The 17,185-nt window shown below is 71.1% G+C and carries 11 protein-coding genes; 6 read left to right on the top strand and 5 right to left on the bottom strand.

The window, feature by feature from the left end; genetic code table 11:
• Positions 1–111: 111 nt before the first annotated feature.
• From ACFYL6_RS19555 to ACFYL6_RS19575, 5 genes are all read left to right on the top strand, one after another.
• Positions 112–3,912 carry a type I polyketide synthase gene (locus ACFYL6_RS19555; RefSeq protein ID WP_387173079.1) on the top strand — a complete coding sequence of 1,267 codons (3,801 nt, stop codon included), beginning with the start codon at positions 112–114 and terminating at the stop codon, positions 3,910–3,912.
• 54 nt (positions 3,913–3,966) lie between these two features.
• Entirely contained in the window at positions 3,967–4,947 is a 981-nt protein-coding gene (locus ACFYL6_RS19560; protein WP_387172898.1) for a methyltransferase, read from the top strand.
• Between the two features lie 15 nt (positions 4,948–4,962).
• Positions 4,963–6,669 (top strand): AMP-binding protein, encoded by a 1,707-nt coding sequence (locus tag ACFYL6_RS19565; RefSeq protein ID WP_387172899.1) that lies wholly within the window; start codon positions 4,963–4,965, stop codon positions 6,667–6,669.
• 178 nt (positions 6,670–6,847) lie between these two features.
• Complete coding sequence (locus ACFYL6_RS19570; protein ID WP_387172900.1) at positions 6,848–7,963, top strand: serine hydrolase domain-containing protein; 1,116 nt, start codon at positions 6,848–6,850, stop codon at positions 7,961–7,963.
• Between the two features lie 131 nt (positions 7,964–8,094).
• Positions 8,095–8,460, top strand: a complete 366-nt coding sequence (locus ACFYL6_RS19575; RefSeq protein ID WP_238661018.1) for a YciI family protein — start codon at positions 8,095–8,097, stop codon at positions 8,458–8,460.
• 63 nt (positions 8,461–8,523) lie between these two features.
• Here the strand turns inward: ACFYL6_RS19575 and ACFYL6_RS19580 are convergent, their stop codons facing one another.
• The 4 genes from ACFYL6_RS19580 to ACFYL6_RS19595 are packed head-to-tail and all read right to left on the bottom strand — an operon-like array spanning position 8,524 to position 13,858.
• The gene (locus ACFYL6_RS19580) at positions 8,524–9,684 is read right to left on the bottom strand and encodes an epoxide hydrolase family protein (protein ID WP_387172902.1); all 1,161 of its coding nucleotides are present in this window, start codon (positions 9,682–9,684) and stop codon (positions 8,524–8,526) included.
• Positions 9,685–9,688: 4 nt separating this feature from the next.
• Positions 9,689–11,086 (bottom strand): FAD-dependent oxidoreductase, encoded by a 1,398-nt coding sequence (locus ACFYL6_RS19585; RefSeq protein WP_387172904.1) that lies wholly within the window; start codon positions 11,084–11,086, stop codon positions 9,689–9,691.
• Positions 11,087–11,088: 2 nt separating this feature from the next.
• Complete coding sequence (locus tag ACFYL6_RS19590; RefSeq protein ID WP_387172906.1) at positions 11,089–12,465, bottom strand: condensation domain-containing protein; 1,377 nt, start codon at positions 12,463–12,465, stop codon at positions 11,089–11,091.
• A 31-nt stretch (positions 12,466–12,496) separates the two neighbouring features.
• Positions 12,497–13,858 (bottom strand): extracellular solute-binding protein, encoded by a 1,362-nt coding sequence (locus ACFYL6_RS19595; protein WP_387172908.1) that lies wholly within the window; start codon positions 13,856–13,858, stop codon positions 12,497–12,499.
• A gap of 267 nt (positions 13,859–14,125) precedes the next feature.
• Between ACFYL6_RS19595 and ACFYL6_RS19600 the strand changes: the two genes are divergently transcribed.
• Positions 14,126–15,757, top strand: coding sequence for an MFS transporter (locus tag ACFYL6_RS19600; protein WP_387172910.1), 1,632 nt, complete (start codon positions 14,126–14,128; stop codon positions 15,755–15,757).
• Between the two features lie 70 nt (positions 15,758–15,827).
• Here ACFYL6_RS19600 and ACFYL6_RS19605 read toward each other — a convergent pair whose 3' ends face one another.
• Entirely contained in the window at positions 15,828–17,174 is a 1,347-nt protein-coding gene (locus tag ACFYL6_RS19605) for an FAD-dependent oxidoreductase (protein WP_387172911.1), read from the bottom strand.
• Positions 17,175–17,185 lie beyond the last annotated feature (11 nt).

A 17,185-nucleotide genomic window follows, 5' to 3' on the forward strand; every position in this document is an offset into this window, starting at 1 on the left:
GCGCATCTCCCATCGGCTGTGACGATGAAGTGCGGTCCCGGGAATCTCCTCATCCGGTCGATTCCCGGGACCACCCGATTCGGTCGGACCCGAAAGGGGTTAGTGGTGGGTATGAGTTCCGTCGACATTGACCGCGATGAACCGATAGCGATCGTCGGGATGGGTCTGCGTTTTCCCGGGGGCATCAACTCTCCGCAGACGTACTGGGATTTCCTCGTCGCCGAGCGCAATGCGTTGCGCGAGGCGCCGCAGGAACGGTGGGACGGTTACGCCGCGATCAGCCCGGCGCACGCCGCGGCGACCCGGCGGGCCCTGAAGTACGGCAGCTACCTCGACGACGTGGCGGGCTTCGACGCCGAGTTCTTCGGGGTTTCCCCGCGCGAGTCCGAGCTGATCGACCCGCAGCAGCGCATCACCCTGGAGGTGGCCTGGGAGGCGCTCGAGCACGCCGGCATCCTGCCGCACTCGCTCGCCGGCAGTGACACCGCCGTGTTCATGGGTGTCTGCACCGATGACTATGGCCGCCGCATGCTGGAGGACCTACCCCGGCTGGAGGCGTGGATGGGCATCGGCTCGTCCATGTGCGGTGTGGCGAACCGGCTGTCGTACGTGCTGGACCTGCGCGGCCCGAGCGTCGCGGTCGACACGGCCTGCTCGGCCTCGCTGGTCGCCATTCACCAGGCCTGCCAGGCGCTCCGGCTCGGCGAGACGGACCTGGCGTTGGCCGGCGGCGTGATGTTGGTGGCCAGCCCGGCGTACCTGCTGGTGCTCGAGGCTGCCGGCGCGCTCGCGCCGGACGGCCGGTCGAAGGCGTTCGACGCGTCCGCCGACGGCTACGGCCGAGGCGAGGGCTGCGGAGTCCTCGCCCTGAAGCGGCTGTCGCAGGCGCGGCGCGACGGGGACCGGATCCACGCGTTGATCCGGGGCAGCGCGGTCTGCCAGGACGGGCGCACCAACGGCATCATGGCCCCGAGTCAGGAGGCGCAGGAGGAGTTGGTGCGCCGGGCCTGCCGGGCTGCCGGTGTGTCGCCCGCCTCGCTCGACTACGTGGAGGCGCACGGCACGGGAACCGGGCTTGGTGATCTCGTGGAGATCGGCGCCCTGTCCACGGTTGCCGGGGCCGACCGTTCCCCCGAGGCTCCGCTGCTGGTCGGCTCGGTCAAGACCAACATCGGGCACCTGGAGGCCGCCTCCGGTGTCGCCGGCCTGATCAAGATGGTGCTGTCGATGCAGCACGGCGCGATCCCGGCCACGCTGTCCGCCACCGTGCCGAACACCGAGATCCCCTGGGAGACCTCCGGCCTGTCCGTGGTCGACAGGCTGACGCCGTGGCCGGACAACGCCGGCCCCCGCCGGTCCGGCACCGGCAACTACGGCTACGGCGGCACCATCGCCCACGTCATCCTCGAGGAGGCTCCGCAGGAGCCGAGCGCCCCGACGAGTGTCGACGAGCGCGAGCGGGTCTATCCGCTCTCCAGCGCGACCCTCGCCGGCGTCGCCGCGAACGCGGGTGCGCTGGCCGACTGGGTGGAGCGTTCCGACGCGGACCTCGCCGACATCGGTCACACGCTGGCCCACCGCCGGCAGCCGCTCAACGCCCGCGCCGCGGTCGTCGCGGCAGACCGCGCCGAGCTCGTCAACCGACTCCGCAAGCTCGCCACGGGCACGGCTGCCGCGGGCGTGGCCACCGGTACGGTCGCGCGTGGCGCCGCCGCCGACGCGGTCTGGGTGTTCTCCGGGCACGGGGCGCAGTGGGTCGGAATGGGCCGGGAACTGCTCGACAGTGAGCCGGCGATGGCCGAGACGATGGCTGAGCTGGGGCCGGTGTTCCGCGCCGAGTTGGGCTTCGATCCCCGCGTAGCCCTGCTGGAGGACGACTTCACCGAGGTCGACCGGGTGCAGGCGATGACGTTCGCGATCCAGGTGGGGCTCACACGGATCTGGGAGAGCTACGGCCTGCGTCCGGCGGCGATCGTCGGGCACTCGATCGGCGAGATCGCGGCCGCGGTCGCGGCCGGCATGCTCGACCTTCCGCAGGCGGCACACCTGGTCTGTCGCCGGTCCCGGTTGCTGCGCCGGGTCGCCGGCCAGGGCGGCATGGCGATGGTCAACCTGCCGTTCGACACGGTCACGGCCCGGCTGGCCGACGTCCCCGAGGTCGCGGCGGCGGTCGCGGCGTCCCCCACGTCGACGGTGATCAGTGGCCCGTCCGCACTTGTCGACGAGATCGCCGACCGCTGGCGGACCGAGAACCTGGTCGTCCGCCGGGTCAACTCCGACGTCGCCTTCCACAGCCCGCAGATGGACGGGTTGGTCGACGACCTGCGAGCCGACCTCGCCGACCTGGTCAGCCGGCCGGCCACCGTACCGGTGTACACCACCGCCCTGACCGATGTGCGCTCCACAGCGGAGCGGTCGGCCGACTACTGGGTGACCAACCTGCGCAACCCGGTGCGCTTCGAGCACGCGATCCGTGCCGCGGTCGACGACGGGCACCGCGTCTTCCTGGAGATCTCCGCACACCCGATCGTGCAGCACTCCGTCATCGACATCCTCGCCGTGGTCGGCGTCGAGGACGGGGTCATCGCGCACAGCCTGCGCCGGGAACGCCCGCAGCGACCGACCCTGCTGGAGAACCTCGGCGCCCTGCACTGCGCGGGCGTGCCGGTTGACTGGGCGAGCCTGCAACCCGGTGGTGACCTCGTCGACGCCCCGACCAACGCGTGGCAGCACCGTCGATACTGGATCGACAGCGCCCGGCCCGCGGCGGCCAACCTCGAACACGACGTCGAGACCCACACCCTGCTCGGGGCCCGTACCGCCGTGCAGGGCACCACGCCCGTGCTGATGTGGCGGACGTTCCTCGACGACACCAACCGGCCGTACCCCGGCGGGCACGCGGTGCTGGGCACCGAGGTGATCCCCGCGGCGGCGACACTCAACACGCTGTTCCAGGCGGCCGAGAACGCGCCGCTGCGCGACGTCGCGTTGCGCGTGCCGATCGGCGTGCTGGTGCCCCACGAGATCCAGGTCGTCCGTCAGGACGGCACCGTGCGGCTCAGCTCCCGGCTCACCACACAGCAGGACGACAAGTCCTGGCTCACCCACGCCAGCGCCGAGATCGCCGACGCGGCGCCGACCGCCGAGCGGGTCGACCCGGAGACGCTGCGCGCCGCGCACCCGGAGACGCTGGACCCCTCCTGTGTCTGGGACCGGCTCGCCGCGATCGGGGTGGTCGGTATCGGCTGGCCCTGGGAGGTCGAGGCCGTACGCCGACACCCGTCCGGGATGCTCGCGACAGTCGTCGCGGACCCCACCGGCGGCCAGTCGGAACGGACCTGGGCCTCGCTCACCGATGCCGCGCTCTCGGTGGCGCCGGTCATCTTCCCCGGCGACCCGCTGTTGCGGATGCCGGGCTGGCTGACCGAGGCCACGCTGGTGTTGCCGCCGCCACCGAAGGCGTTGATCGCGGTACGGCTGATCGCCGGGTCCGACGACGAGGTCGAGGTCGACGTCGAGGTGCGGACCCTCGACGGGGACCTGGCCGCCCGGTTCACCGGCGTCCGGTTCGGGGCGGTGCGCAAGGAGGTGCTCATCGATCTCGGTCCCGAGGAGGAGCAGACCGCCGAGGAACAGGCCTGGCAGACGCTGTCCGGTACGGAGTTGCGGGACTTCGTGCTCACCGCGGTCCGCGAGGTGGCCGCCGGTGAGGTACGCATCCCGTTGGAGGACCTCGACGTGCACCGGCCACTGGCGGAGCTGGGCGCGGACTCGCTGATGACGGTGGCTATCCAGCTGCGGTTGGAGCGGCGGTTCCGCACGCCGGTCCCGTCGACGCTGCTGTGGAACCGACCGACCGTGGCGGCGGTCGCCGAGTACCTGACCGACGAACTGACCACCGACGTCAAGTAGCAGTCACAGAGGGGAACGACCACCGTGCCCGAGCCTGATCCGCAGAGCAGGATGATGGCGATCCTGCATGCGCCGCTGATCACGCAGATGGTGGTCGCCGTCGCCGAGCTGGGCATCGCCGACCAGCTCGCCGACGGGCCCCAACCGGTCGAGGTACTGGCCGCGAAGGCCGACGCCCGTCCGGAGGCCCTGCACCGGATCCTGCGGGCGCTGGCCGGCGTCGGTGTGGTCGCGCAACCGGCGCCGGGCGTCTACGGTCCGACGCCGTTGCTCGACACCCTCCGCACGGACGCGCCGGGCTCACTTCACGCGTGGGCCCGGTTGTGGGGGCTGCCCGAACGTCAGGCAGCCCTCACGGCCCTCACGCTCGGCCTGCGCGACGAACGTCCGCCGTTCGAACAGATCTACGACCTGTCCTGGTGGGCCCACCTCGAACGGCGACCCGAGCAGGCGGCGGTCTTCCGCGACGCGATGGGTGACCTCTCCCGCCAACTCCACGCCCAGGCGGTCGCCGCGTACGACTTCTCCGGCGTGCGCCGGGTCTGTGACGTCGGCGGCGGCACCGGCAGTCTGGTGGCCACTCTGCTGAGGTCGTACCCGACGCTGACCGCGGTGCTCCTGGACCGGCCGGCGGTCGTCGCGCACGCCGACGCGGTGCTCGACGCGGCCGGTGTCGCCGACCGGGTGACCGTCGAAAGCGGGGACTTCTTCACCGCGGTGCCCGGCGGCGCCGACGCGTACCTCCTGTCGATGATCCTGCACGACTGGACCGACGAGCAGGTCGTCACCGTGCTGACAAACGTGCGCCGGGTGATCGACCCGAACGGCCGCCTGTTCGTCGTCGACGCCGTCATCCCGGAGGACGACCAGCCGCACGACGGCAAGCTGCGCGACATCATCATGCTCGCGCTGCACCCGGGGCGCGAGCGCACCGAGCGCGAGTTCGGGGCGGTGTTCGACCGCGCCGGATTCCGGCTCGCCGAAACACGCGAGGTCTCAGCCTCGACCGGTCTGCTCGTCGCCGTCCCCGTGTAGCGTTCAGGAGAACCGATGACCACAGAACAGGACAACCGACTGCCGCCGTCCGACGTGCGTCAGCAGTGGGACACCGTGCCGTACCCGGCCGCCAGCGCGGACAGGTATCGCGCCGAGGGTCTGTGGCAGCCACGCACGATCCCGGGGGCGCTGCGGGAGACCGTACGCGCTCACCCGGACCGCATGGCCGTCGTCACGCCGGGCGTTCGGTGGACGTACGCGGAGCTCGACCGGCACTCCGACGCGATCGCGGCGGGTCTGCTGGATGCCGGGTTACATCCGGGCGAGTCGGTGATCCTGCAGATCACCAACAGCGCTCTCGCCGTGGCCACCTGGTACGGCCTGCTCAAGGCCGGCCTGCTCCCGGTGTGCACGCTGGCGATCCACCGGCGCCACGAGATCGAGGAGATCGCGCGGCAGACCCACGCCTCAGCCCATCTGGTGCAGGCCGACCTGCGCGGCTTCGACCTGGTGGCGTTCGCCGACGAGATCCGCCGGTTGGTGCCGAGCATCCGGTTGCTGGCCACCATCGGGGGCCGTCCCGGCGCGTCCGGTCAGGAACGGATCGAGGATCTCGTCGACCGGCCCCTGTCCGACGCGCAGGCGGCCCGGCTGGCGCAGATCGACGCGAACACCGACCTCGACGCGCCCGCCGTCCTCCAGCTCTCCGGTGGCACCACCGGCGTACCCAAGGTGATCCCCCGGCTGCACCCGGAATACTGGTACAACGCGGTCGCCACCGCCCGCTGGTGGGGTTTCACCCCGCAGGACCGGCTCGGGTTCGGCCTGCCCCTGGTGCACAACGCCGGCGCCACCAACGCGGTGCACGCCGCGCACTCGGTGGGCGCCGCGCTGCTGCTCGCCACACCCGTCGCCGACGATCTGCTGGCCCTGATGGACGACGAGCGGGCCACCTGGTTCATGAGCCCGCCGGGCCTGATGAACGAGTACCTGCGGCATCCACGGTTCGACGGCGCCTTCGCCAGTGTCCACAACTGCGTGCTGACCGCGGCGAAGGTGTCCCGGGAGTTGTTCGACGCGATCGAGGCGCGCGGGGTGCACGTCACCCAGGCGTTCGGGATGACCGAGGGGTTGTTCCTGTTCACGCCCCGCGACGCGTCGCCGCAGGTGCGCGCCACCACGGTGGGCGTGCCGATCAGTCCGCTGGACGAGGTGGTCGTGCTGGAGCCCGGCACACTGCGGCAGACGCCACCGGGGGAGATCGGTGAGCTGTGCGCGCGGGGTCCGTACACCGTGCCCGGCTATCTCGGCGTCCCGGTCGGCACCGACTCGGCGTTCACGCCCGACGGGTTCTACCGCAGCGGCGATCTGGTCCGCGCGCACCACCTGGACGGTCTGGTCGCCTACTCGATCGAGGGCCGGGTCAAGGACCTGATCAACCGGGGCGGCGAGAAGGTCAACGCCGAGGAGGTGGAGCGGATCCTGCTCGGTCACGAGTTGGTGCTCGACGCGGCGTTGGTGGCGATGCCGGACGAGCGGCTGGGGGAGCGCGCCTGCGCCTACCTGGTGTGTCGCCCGGGCGGACCGCTGCCGACGCTCGACGACGTCCGGGACTACCTGGAGGAGTTCGGCCTGGCCCGGTTCAAGTGGCCGGAGCGGATCGAGTTCGTGGACGCGTTGCCGCGTACCCCGATCGGCAAGATCTCCAAGCAGTGGCTCCGCGAGGACATCGTGCGTCGCCTGGGTGGCCCGCCCACCTGACACCCGCAGCACCCGAAGGCCGGCCGTACTCACGTACGGCCGGCCTTCGTCGTCGTGCCCGCCGGAGAGTCGGATCTGAGTAGAAAGTGGCTTTGATGGCAAAATGCCGGTCGTGGCTCCGACCTACAGGGTGAGGGGCACGCTTCGAGTGCCATGACGACCGGGTAGGAGGCAGACGATGAGCGATCTTCAGAAGCAGGTGCAGGTGCTGGTCGACGGGCTGGTGGACGACGGCGTCGAGGACGGCGTGCAGGTCGCCGTCTATCGCAACGGTGACCTGGTGGTCAACGTGGTGGCAGGGGTCGCGGACACGGCTGCCGGCCAACCTGTTCGTCCGGACACCCTCTTCTACTCGGCGTCGACGGGTAAGGCCGCGGCCTCCACCGTGGCGCACGCGTTGGTCGACGACGGTGTGTTCGACTACGACACCCGGGTCGCCGACCTCTGGCCGGAGTTCGCCGCGCACGGCAAGGGCGAGGTGCGGATCCGGCACGTACTGACACATTCGGCCGGTGTGCCGGCGGTCCCCGCGGACACCACGATCGAGCAGCTCACCGACTGGAACGGCATGTGTCAGCTCATTGCCGACATGGAGCCCTGGTGGGCGCCCGGCGAGCGGGTCGGCTACCACGCGGCCACCTTCGGCTACCTGATCGGCGAGGTCGTCCGCCGGGCCACCGGCAAGCCGATCTCGACAGTTCTCGCCGAACGCGTCGCCGGGCCCATCGGGATGGCCGACGAGCTGTTCTTCGGGGTGCCGCAGGAGCAACTCGGCCGGGTGGCCCGACTGACCGACGACCCGGGGGGCAAAGCCGCGTTCGCCTCGATGCCACCGGAATTTCCGCTGTTCAAGGCCGTTCCACCGGCGATCGTGCCGAACGCGGACTTCGGCAACAGGAGGGACGTGCTGACCTCGGACATGCCGTTCGCCGGCACGATGAGCGCCCGGGCGATCGCGAAGATGTACGCGGCGCTCATCGGTGAGGTGGACGGCGTACGGCTGATCTCCCCGGAACGGCTGAGCGAGGCCACCACGCTGGCCACCCCCGGCCTCGACGACGAGATGACCGGCGGCACCTCGACCTGGGCGCTCGGCTACTGCCTGGGCTGGCCGGGCACCTCGGACCCGTCGGACCGACCCACGGTCTTCGGCATGGTCGGCATCGGCGGCAGCGCCGCGTTCGCCGACCGGGCGACCGGAGTCACCGTCGCGGTGACCAAGAATCGGTTCAACCCGATCGAGATGAACATCGTGCAGCGGGTCACCGAACTCGCCGACGAGGCGTTCGTCTGAGCCCTCCGGACACCGGCCCACCCACGGGAAAAGTGGAGAAGCCCGTGAATCGATGACACATTTGGCGGCGCGGCTCCGACTGCACTATGAAGGGTGCCGAACCGGCACAGCCTCTTCGAAGGAGTTCTTCCGTGAAGTACATCCTGTTGATCCACGCGAACCCCGCAACTGTCACGGGACGGTCCGAAGCCGAGACCATGAAGGTCTACGCCGAGATCGACGCCATCACCAAAGAGCTGTCCGAGTCCGGTGAGCTGATTGGCGGCGAGGTCCTGGCCGACGTGTCGCAGTCGAAGGTCGTCCGCGTCACCGGCGGCGTCCCGGTGACCACCGACGGGCCGTTCGTCGAGGCCAAGGAGCACCTGGCCGGCTACCTGATCGTCGAGACCGACAGCGAGCAGCGCGCGATCGACATCGCGGCCCGGTGGCCGGACGCCAGTGAGGGCGGCGCCATGGAGGTCCGGCCCATCATGGACATCGGCGGAACCGAGATGTGAGGTGGGGCTGCGGGCCGGGCCACCCCGCTGTGGCCCGGCCCGCGCCCCCGCCGACGCCGCTGGTCAGTCCGGCAGCCCACGGACGAACGTCCGCAGGTCGGTGACCAGGAGGGCCGGCTGCTCAAGGGCGGGGAAGTGACCGCCACGGTCGTACTCCGACCAGTGCGCGAGCGTCGGCAGGATGCCCTCCGCGAAGCGCCGCACCGGTCGTACCGCGTCCTCCGGGAACGCCGCCACGCCGACCGGCATGGCCAGCGGCCACGGGCCACCCCAGGTCCGCGCGAAGTCGGCGTCGCGGTGCGTCGACTCGAAGTAGAGCTGCGCGCTCGACCCCGCGGTCGCCGTCAACCAGAAGATCGTGACCGTGGTGAGGATGTGATCGCGGCTGATCGCGTCCTCCGGTGCCTTGTCGGCGGCGGACCACTCCTTGAACTTCTCCACGATCCAGGCGAGCTGCCCGACCGGGGAGTCGGTGAGCCCGTAGGAGAGCGTCTGCGGTCGCGTCGACTGGATCTTCTGCCAGCCCATGCCGTCCTGCTGGAAATCCAGCGCGAAGCCCAGTTTCGCTTGGTCGGCGGGGCTGAGCTCGCCGAACTCGGTGAAGTCCGGCGGCGGGAACGTCACGCACATGTTGAGGTGCACCCCGCGTACGTGCTCCGGGTCGGCCAGACCCACGCGCAGCGAGATCGGGGAGCCCCAGTCACCGCCCTGGGCCACGTACCTGTCGTAGCCGAGGTCCGCCATCAGCCTGGTCCACGCTCGGGCGACCCGTTCGGTGTCCCAGCCGGCCTGCCGGGTCGGCCCGGAGAAGCCGTACCCCGGGATGGTGGGGACGACGACGTGGAACGCGTCGGCCGGGTCGCCACCATGGGCGGCCGGGTCGACAAGCGCGTCGATGATGTCGACGAACTCGAAGCCGGTGCTCGGCCAGCCGTGGGTGAGCAGCAGCGGCGTGGCGCCCGGCACCTGCGAGCGGACATGCAGGAAATGCACCTGGGCGCCGTCGATCTCGGTGACGAACTGCGGTATCTCGTTGAGCCGACGCTGGGTGGCGGCCCAGTCGTAACCGGAGTGCCAGTACTCGGCCAGCTCCCGCAGGTAGCCGACCGGTACGCCACGGCTCCACCCCACGTCGGGGATCTCGTCCGGCCACCGGGTCGCGGCGATCCGGCGGCGCAGGTCGTCGATGTCGGACGGTGGAACGTCGATCTGGTACGGGCGCATCGTCCTACCTCTCGGGTTGTGGCCGGCTGACCGGGGCAGCGGCCAGGGTCTGCGCCGGCGGCGGTACGGGCCGACCGGCCTTGCGCAGCACGCGGACGATCCGGTCGGGGCGGAGCAGGCTGGTCGGCGGGTCGATCAGGCCGGCCACCCGGATGAAGCCGTTGGTCAGTTCCGCGTCGTGTACGGCGGCCCGCTGGTACCGGGCGACATAGGCGTTGATCGTGCGGACCTTCGCGGTGCGACGGCCCTGAACTCCCGCGTAACCGAGGTCGGCGCTGGCCGAGAAGTCCCACGGTGAGTCGATCTCGGCGGCGATTCTACGGAAGAACTCCCGCCAGTGCGGGATCGTGCCCTGGCGCAGAAGGTCGCCGAGCACCACCGACTCCACCGCGGCCACCGTCATGCCCTGGGCGTAGATCGGGTTGAAGCTGCACACCGCGTCGCCGAGCACCAGGAACCGCTCCGGGAACCGGGTCAGGTGCTCGTAGCGGCGTCGGACGCTCGCCGGGTAGCGGAACTGCACCGGGTCGTCGAGCGGCTCGCAGTCGGCGAGCACTTTGGCGATCTCGGGCACCGGCACCGAGCGGACGAACTCTCCGAAACCCTCCGGGTCGGTGGGCGGGTGGTCGCCGAGAATGCCGGTCAGCGACAGCTCCAGCCGGTTGTCGTCACCGGGCAGGCGGTAGAAGAAGGCGCCGCGCGGCTGCGCCGGCGTGGCCGCCGGGATGATCGCCAGGTCGCTGCCGAACGGGTCGTACGGCGCCTGGTAGTGCCGCGTCGTGTAGGCGAGGTCGATCTTCACCTTGTCTTCGGTGGGCCGCGCGTACCCCAGCTCCGCCAACCAGGCCGGCGTGCGCGAGCCCCGGCCGGTGGCGTCGATGACCAGGTCGGCGTCGAGCACCTCGGGAGCGCTGCCGGGTGTCTGCGCCTGGATCCGCGCGCCGGTCACGGTCGCGCCGTCCGCGGTGACCGCCAGCCCGAGGACGTCGCGCTTCTGCAGGAACCTGACGTTGGGGATGGCCTGCACCCGCTTGCGCAGGTGGTATTCGAGCACGGGTCGGGTGGCGGGCACCGAGAGCAGCCCGGAGGTCGACGGCTTGAGCCGCTGTCCGCCGAAGATCCACTGGATGTCGCCGTTGAAGTCACCGGGCTTGACGCCGGCGTTGACCAGGTCGGCCATCAGGCCGGGGAACTGCCGTTCGAAGATCTGCTGGCCCTTCGCGACCAGTCCGTGCGCGTGTCGACCGTGCGGAACCCCCCGCCGGTACGTCGAGTTGTCCACGACCTCGTCGCGGTCGACGAGCACCACGTCGTCGAACGACTCGGCGAGTTCCTTCGCCGCGAGGAGCGCCCCGAGGCTGGCGCCGAGCACGACCACACGATCGCCCACCTTCCGGCCCATGGTCACCGCCCGCCCTCGATCGTGGTCAGTGCCGCGTCCGGCCGGGTCAGCAGCTCGCGCAGCAGGTGCAGGTAACGGTCGACGAGGTCGTCGATCGTCTTCTGATCGAACAGGTGGGCGCTGAACCCGATCGCGCCGACGATGTCGTCGGACGGGCCGAGGTGCAGCGACCAGAGGATGCCGTCGGGCATGTCGGAACCGACCGGCTGGGAGATGACCCGCCGCCACACCGCCGAGTACTCCAGGTCGCCCACCCGCTCGCGCTCCATCACGAACGGCGGCTGGATGACCTGGAAGAGGCAGGGCACGACGCCGGGCCCGACCGACGCCATCAGCTCGGGCGCCTCCTGCAGGACGTGCAGCAGCGGCACCTCGTGGGAGTACGCGCCGAGGCAGGTGGCGCGGGTCCGGGTGACCACGTCGCGGAAGGTGGTGGCGTCGGACAGGTCGGTCCGCAGCGGAACGAAGTTGAAGAACGAGCCGACCGTCTCCTGGAACCGACCGTGCCCGCGTCCGGGAGTGAACGTCGGCACGGTCAGGTCGGTGCTGCCGGTCCAGCGGCTCGCCAGCACGTAGAAGGCGGCCAACAGCACCATGAACGGTGAGGTGTGCGTGTCGGCCGCGAGGGCCGTGGTCGCCGACCGGAGCTCGGCGTCGGTGACGAAGCGGTGCCAGGTGGTGGTCGGCACGGTGTCGGCCGCCAACTCCCGGTCCGCCGCCGTCACCATGATCCGCCCACCGGCCAGCTTGTCCCGCCAGTACTCACGGGCCGCCGCCAGCGGTGGACCGTCCGCCTCGTCGTGCTGGGCGGCGATGTACTCGCGGTACTGCGGGGCCGTGCCCGCGGTGGGTGTCTCCCCAGCGGCCCGCTGGGCGTACGAGCGAGCCAGGTCGCGCAGGATGATCTGCATCGACCAGGCGTCGGCCGCCGAGTGGTGCGTGGTGAGGATCAGCACCGAGTCCGTCTCGTCGAAGCGCCCCAGCGTGGCCCGCAGCAGGGGCAGGTCGTGTACGTCGAGCGTGCCGGCCTCGATCTCGTTGATCAGCTCCTCGGCGCGGCGCTCGCGGTCGGCGGGGTCGACCCCCGGCAGGTCGCGGACGTCCACCTTCGGCGAGGTCACCGGCAACACCCGCTGCCCGTGCTCGCCGTCGCGCAGTACCGACGTCCGGAGGGCCTCGTGCTGCCCGATCACGTCCGCCAACGCCAGTTCGAGGGTGTCCACATCGACCCGGCCGTGCACTCGCCAACCGTCGGCGATCAGGTAGTGCGGCCCGAACGGGCCGGTGGTCTCGCCCGTGTCGAACAGCAGGAGGAACTCCTGCTGCAGGGAGAGCGGGAGATCAGCGGTCGCCGGGGGTGGTTGCTGCGAGATGGTCATGAGCGCGCTCCTCACGGGAGATTGGGCGAAGTCAGTCCACGACGAACTGGCGCGGCCCGGGCGGAGCCGCCCGCAGGCCGAGACAGTCGGCGTTGTAGTCGTCGAGCAGGCGCTGGGCCTGCTCGGACGCACGGGCGAAGCGGCCCGACGGGTCCGCGTCGTGCAGCAGGATGTCCTCCATCGCGTGCGTCATCAGGCCCTGGATGCGGGGAAACTCGCCGAGCACGGCCCCCCGCGCGGCAGGTGAACCGTCGGTCGCCAGCAACTGCTCGATGGCGACCCTCTGATGTGGCCGCTCGTCGAACCAGCCGTCACCGGCCAGCAGGTCGATGGCCGTCGTGGTGACCGGGATGAACCAGGTCGCCTTGTGCCGCTCGGCGACGGCCCGCGGGTTGAGCAGGTGTTGCAGGAACGCGAGCGCGCCGTCCCGGACCGCCGGCTGCACGCTGTCGGTGAGCCAGATCGCGTCACCGCCGACGATGTTGCCCGCGTAGCTGACCTCGCCGTTGTGCGGCATGCGGCCGACCTCGACCGTGAAGCCGTGGTCGCGCCCGGCCTGGATCAGCCACTCCGCCTCGACCGAGGAGCTGAGGACGAACGCCACCCGCTGCTCGGCGAACGCCGCGAAGTTCTCCTGCCAGGCCCGGCCGGTGTTCTCGCCGTACGCCTGCCCGCCGGTGTAGTGGTAGTGACCGTCGCGGTACAGACCGCGCCACCACTGCGCGAAGGCCACCATCTCCGGCACGGCGAGGTCGACCTTCTCGGCGCGACCGTCGCGGCCGTTGGCGTGGTCGGCGAGCAGGCCACCCTGCTGGGCGACCGCCTGCTGGAAGATCCATCCATGGTTGGGCCAGGTGATCGCCGGCCCGCCGGTGTGCGCGCTGACCGCCTTGCAGGCGGCCGTCACCTCGGCCCACGTGGTCGGCAGCGCGGTCACTCCCGCCGCCGCGAGCAACGTGGTGTTGGCGTACAGCAGGGTGGTCGAGACCAGCGGGGGAGCCGCGAGCAGCAGGCCGTCCGCCGAGTAGTACCCCCGTGCCGGTGCCACGATGTCGTCGGTGACCACCGGCTCGCCGAGCACTGCGGTGCGCTCGGCGAGCGTCGTCGCGACCGGCCGGAACAACGGTGCGCCGTGGACGTCGCGCATGTCCCGGGCCAGTTGCGTGGAGGTGTGGAAGTACTGAACGAGGGCCGGCGCGGCGCCACGGCGGGCCGCGGCGTCCACATCGGCGGGCAACGTCTTGTAGCTCGACTCACGAACCCGGATCCGGTAGTCGGGGTGGGCGTCGTGGAAGCTCGCGGCCAGGGCCCGGATCCCGCCCACGTAGTCGGGCACGGCCGGGTAGCTGGGCAGCCAGATGTCGATGCTGATGGGCTCGGCGTCCGTCCTCACGCAACAGTCCTCCGGCAGCTCGATTGGGGGTCGCCCAAAGGTTGCCCGCCGATCCGGGGGGCGGTCATCTCCGCGAGTGCTACGCCGTGCGGTGGGTGGCGACTGCGCACGACGGAAGTCGTCCCGAGCACCTGTTCGCGGCGGAACGTGGGTACGCCGGAAAGACATGTCGAAAACCGCGCGTCGGCTTCGACATGGCGGTAGAGGGGCCTCGGGGCGTCGAAGACCGCCGTCGCAGGCTCATGAGGCCGAGAAGGGATCGACACGATGGATAACTCCACGTCGGCGCCAGCGAACGACCTGGCGGGACGTAAGGAATGGATCGGGCTGGCGGTGCTGGCGCTGCCGGCGATGCTGGTGGCGATGGATATCGGAGCGCTGTTCCTGGCGCTGCCGCATCTCAGCGCGGACCTCGGCGTCAGCAGCGTGGAGCAGCTGTGGATCATCGACATCTACGGCTTCCTGCTGGCCGGCTTCCTGCTCACCATGGGCACCCTCGGTGACCGGGTCGGGCGCCGTCGACTGCTCATGATCGGCGCGGTCGCCTTCACGGTGGCCTCGGTGCTCGCCGCGTACGCCAACAGCGGCACCACCCTGATCATCGCGCGAGCCCTGCTGGGCATCGCCGGCGCGACCCTGTCGCCGTCGACGCTGGCGCTGATCACCAACATGTTCCGCAACGAGAAGCAGCGGGGCGTCGCGATCTCGATCTGGGCGTCCGCGCTCTTCGGTGGCACCGCGATCGGGCCGATCGTCGGCGGCGTGATGGTCGAGCACTTCTGGTGGGGCTCGGTGTTCCTGCTCGGCGTGCCGTTCATGATCGTGCTGCTGGCCACCGGGTTCGTGCTGCTGCCCGAGTACCGCGACCCCAACGCGGGCAAGTTCGACCTGTTCAGCGTGGTGCTGTCGCTCGGTGCGATCCTCCCGGTGGTGTATGGCGTCAAGGAGTTCGCCGCAAGCGACTCGGACAACCCGGCCGTCGCGGGCGGCGCGATCCTGTTCGGCCTGGTGGTCGGCTGGATCTTCGTCCGCCGCCAGTCCCGGCTGGAGCACCCGTTGATCGACCTCACGATGTTCCGGAACGCCTCCTTCAGCGGCACCCTCGTCACGATGATGTTCGCCTCGGCCGCGCTCGCCGGCGTCAGCCTGATGAGCACGCAGTACATCCAGAGCGTCGAGGGCCTTTCGCCGGCCGCGTCCGGCCTCTGGCAGGCGCCCACCGGTCTGGGCATCGCGATCGGCAGCATGGCCACGCCGATGCTGATGAAGTCGCTCAAGCCGGCCACCGCGATCATGATCGGGCTCGGCATCTCCCTGGTGGCGGTGCTGGTGCTGACCCAGGCCGGCAGCTCCGGTTGGCTCATCGCGATCGTCGTCGCGGTCGCGCTCGTCGCGCTCGGCACCGGTCCGCTGTTCACCCAGGGCACCGGCATGGTGGTCAGCTCCGTACCCCCGGAGAAGGCCGGCTCGGCCGCGTCGCTCTCCGAGACCAGCAACGTGTTCGGGTCGACGCTGGGCCTCGCGCTGTTGGGCAGCATCGGTGCCGCCGTCTACCGCGACCGGATGGCCGACGCGCCGTTGACCGACGTACCCCCGGAGGTTGCCGACGTGTCCCGGGAGAACGTCGCCGCGGCGACCGCCGCAGCCGACTCGCTGCCGGGCAACCTGGCCACCGCCGTCCGCGACGTCGCCGGCGAGGCGTTCACCACCGCGATGAACGTGGTGGCCGGCGTCGAGGCGGTGCTGATCGTCGCCCTGATCGTGCTGGTGGCGGTGACGCTGCGGAACAAGTCCGCCGCACCGGCGCCCGGGTCCGACCCGACGGCGTCGTCCGCGCCTGCCTCGTCGCCTGCGTCTGCGTCGTCGTCGGAGACCGTACCCACCACCGGTGCCGTCTAGGCCGGACACCCCGATACGCCAACGGCGGCCGCCCATCCCCCCGGGCGACCGCCGTTGGTCCGTCCACCGCCTAGCGCAGCATCGTCGTACCGGGGCTGGCGTCGAGGCGGAACAGGCCGGTGGGATCGACGCGGGTGCGGACGCGGTCCGCCCGGTCGATCTGCTCCGGGTCGAGGTGCCGTTGCGGCTGCTGCCAGCTCTCCACGAACGTCGGCGCGGTGCGACCGGTGTCCCAGGGCGCCAGCGCCGCCCGGACGACGGCGCAGTGTTTTTCGATCGTCGCGGTGGCCTCGGGGCCGTCCGGGATCGCGTTGCCCAGGTACGAGTAGCGGGCGTCGTAGTGGTCGAGCGCCCCACCCCGCGGGTCCGGCACTGCCAACGCCCCACCGAGCTGGCGCAGCTCCGCCGTGATCAGCGGCGATCCCGAGCCGGTCGCCGCCAGGAACGCGGCCGACGCCCGCTCGTCGAGGTCCGCGAGCAGCAGATGGTCGCCGACGATCGGCACCGGCTCGTCCGGCCCGAGCTGAGCGCGGACCACCTCGGCCGGCGTACACGGCAGCCACGACTCGACCACCGGGGCGGCCACCGCGCGCAACTCGTCCAGCAGCTCGGTCAGCCCGCTCGGCGCGTCGTCGGCTCGCACCTCGGTCGCCGCCACCCCGATCATCGTTCCGCTCCTCAGCTCGACCGGCACCATGGGTACGTCCGGCAGGTTGAGCACCTGGAACGCGCTGGTGACCTCCCACGGCGCGGTCGCGGCCCACCGGGTCCACCGCCTCAGCAGCTCCGCCGCGTGCACGACCGGCCAGTACGCCGAACCGGTGACCACCGGCCGGGCCGGGAACAGCCGTATCTCGACCGCGACGACCACCCCGAACCCACCGCCGCCGCCCCGCAGGGCCCAGAACAGCTCCGGGTCGTGGTCGGCGTCGACGCGGTGCAGCTCACCGTCGGCGGTGACCAGGTCGAGGGCCGTCACACTGTTGGCCGCGAGCCCGACCAGCCGCCCGTAGACACTGACGCCGCCGCGCAGCAGGTAGCCGACCGCGCCGACATCTGCCGACGAGCCGTGCGGCGCGGCCAGTTCGAACGGTGCCGCCGCGTCGACGACGGCGCCCCAGCGGGTGCCGGCGGGAATCAGCGCGGTACGGCGCACCGGGTCGATCTGCACCGCACCGTCCATCTCCGTACGCACCAGCACCGACCCGCTCATCTCCCGCGCCGCCGCGGCGCCGTGGCCGGTGCTGTGCACCCGCACCGGCATGCACGTCGTCCGGGCGTACGCGAGCACGTCCCGCAGCTCAGCGAGCGTGCGCACGGTGCGCGCCGCGGCCGGCCGGGGCGCTCCGTGCAGGTTGAACACAGTCGTGGCGTGCTCGTAGGCCGGATCGTGGGGAAAGTACACCTCGCCTGCCATCGTGGCTCCCT

This window comes from Micromonospora sp. NPDC007208 (assembly GCF_042869175.1).
In the GTDB taxonomy this organism is placed as follows: Bacteria; Actinomycetota; Actinomycetes; order Mycobacteriales; family Micromonosporaceae; genus Micromonospora; species Micromonospora foliorum.

Excerpts from the sequence above, each read along its gene's own strand:
- ACFYL6_RS19580 (WP_387172902.1), bottom strand. The coding sequence starts at position 9,684 with ATGCGCCCGTACCAGATCGACGTTCCACCGTCCGACATCGACGACCTG.
- ACFYL6_RS19605 (WP_387172911.1), bottom strand. The coding sequence starts at position 17,174 with ATGGCAGGCGAGGTGTACTTTCCCCACGATCCGGCCTACGAGCACGCC.
- ACFYL6_RS19565 (WP_387172899.1), top strand. The coding sequence starts at position 4,963 with ATGACCACAGAACAGGACAACCGACTGCCGCCGTCCGACGTGCGTCAG.
- ACFYL6_RS19600 (WP_387172910.1), top strand. The coding sequence starts at position 14,126 with ATGGATAACTCCACGTCGGCGCCAGCGAACGACCTGGCGGGACGTAAG.
- ACFYL6_RS19560 (WP_387172898.1), top strand. The coding sequence starts at position 3,967 with ATGGCGATCCTGCATGCGCCGCTGATCACGCAGATGGTGGTCGCCGTC.
- ACFYL6_RS19590 (WP_387172906.1), bottom strand. The coding sequence starts at position 12,465 with ATGACCATCTCGCAGCAACCACCCCCGGCGACCGCTGATCTCCCGCTC.
- ACFYL6_RS19570 (WP_387172900.1), top strand. The coding sequence starts at position 6,848 with ATGAGCGATCTTCAGAAGCAGGTGCAGGTGCTGGTCGACGGGCTGGTG.
- ACFYL6_RS19555 (WP_387173079.1), top strand. The coding sequence starts at position 112 with ATGAGTTCCGTCGACATTGACCGCGATGAACCGATAGCGATCGTCGGG.
- ACFYL6_RS19585 (WP_387172904.1), bottom strand. The coding sequence starts at position 11,086 with ATGGGCCGGAAGGTGGGCGATCGTGTGGTCGTGCTCGGCGCCAGCCTC.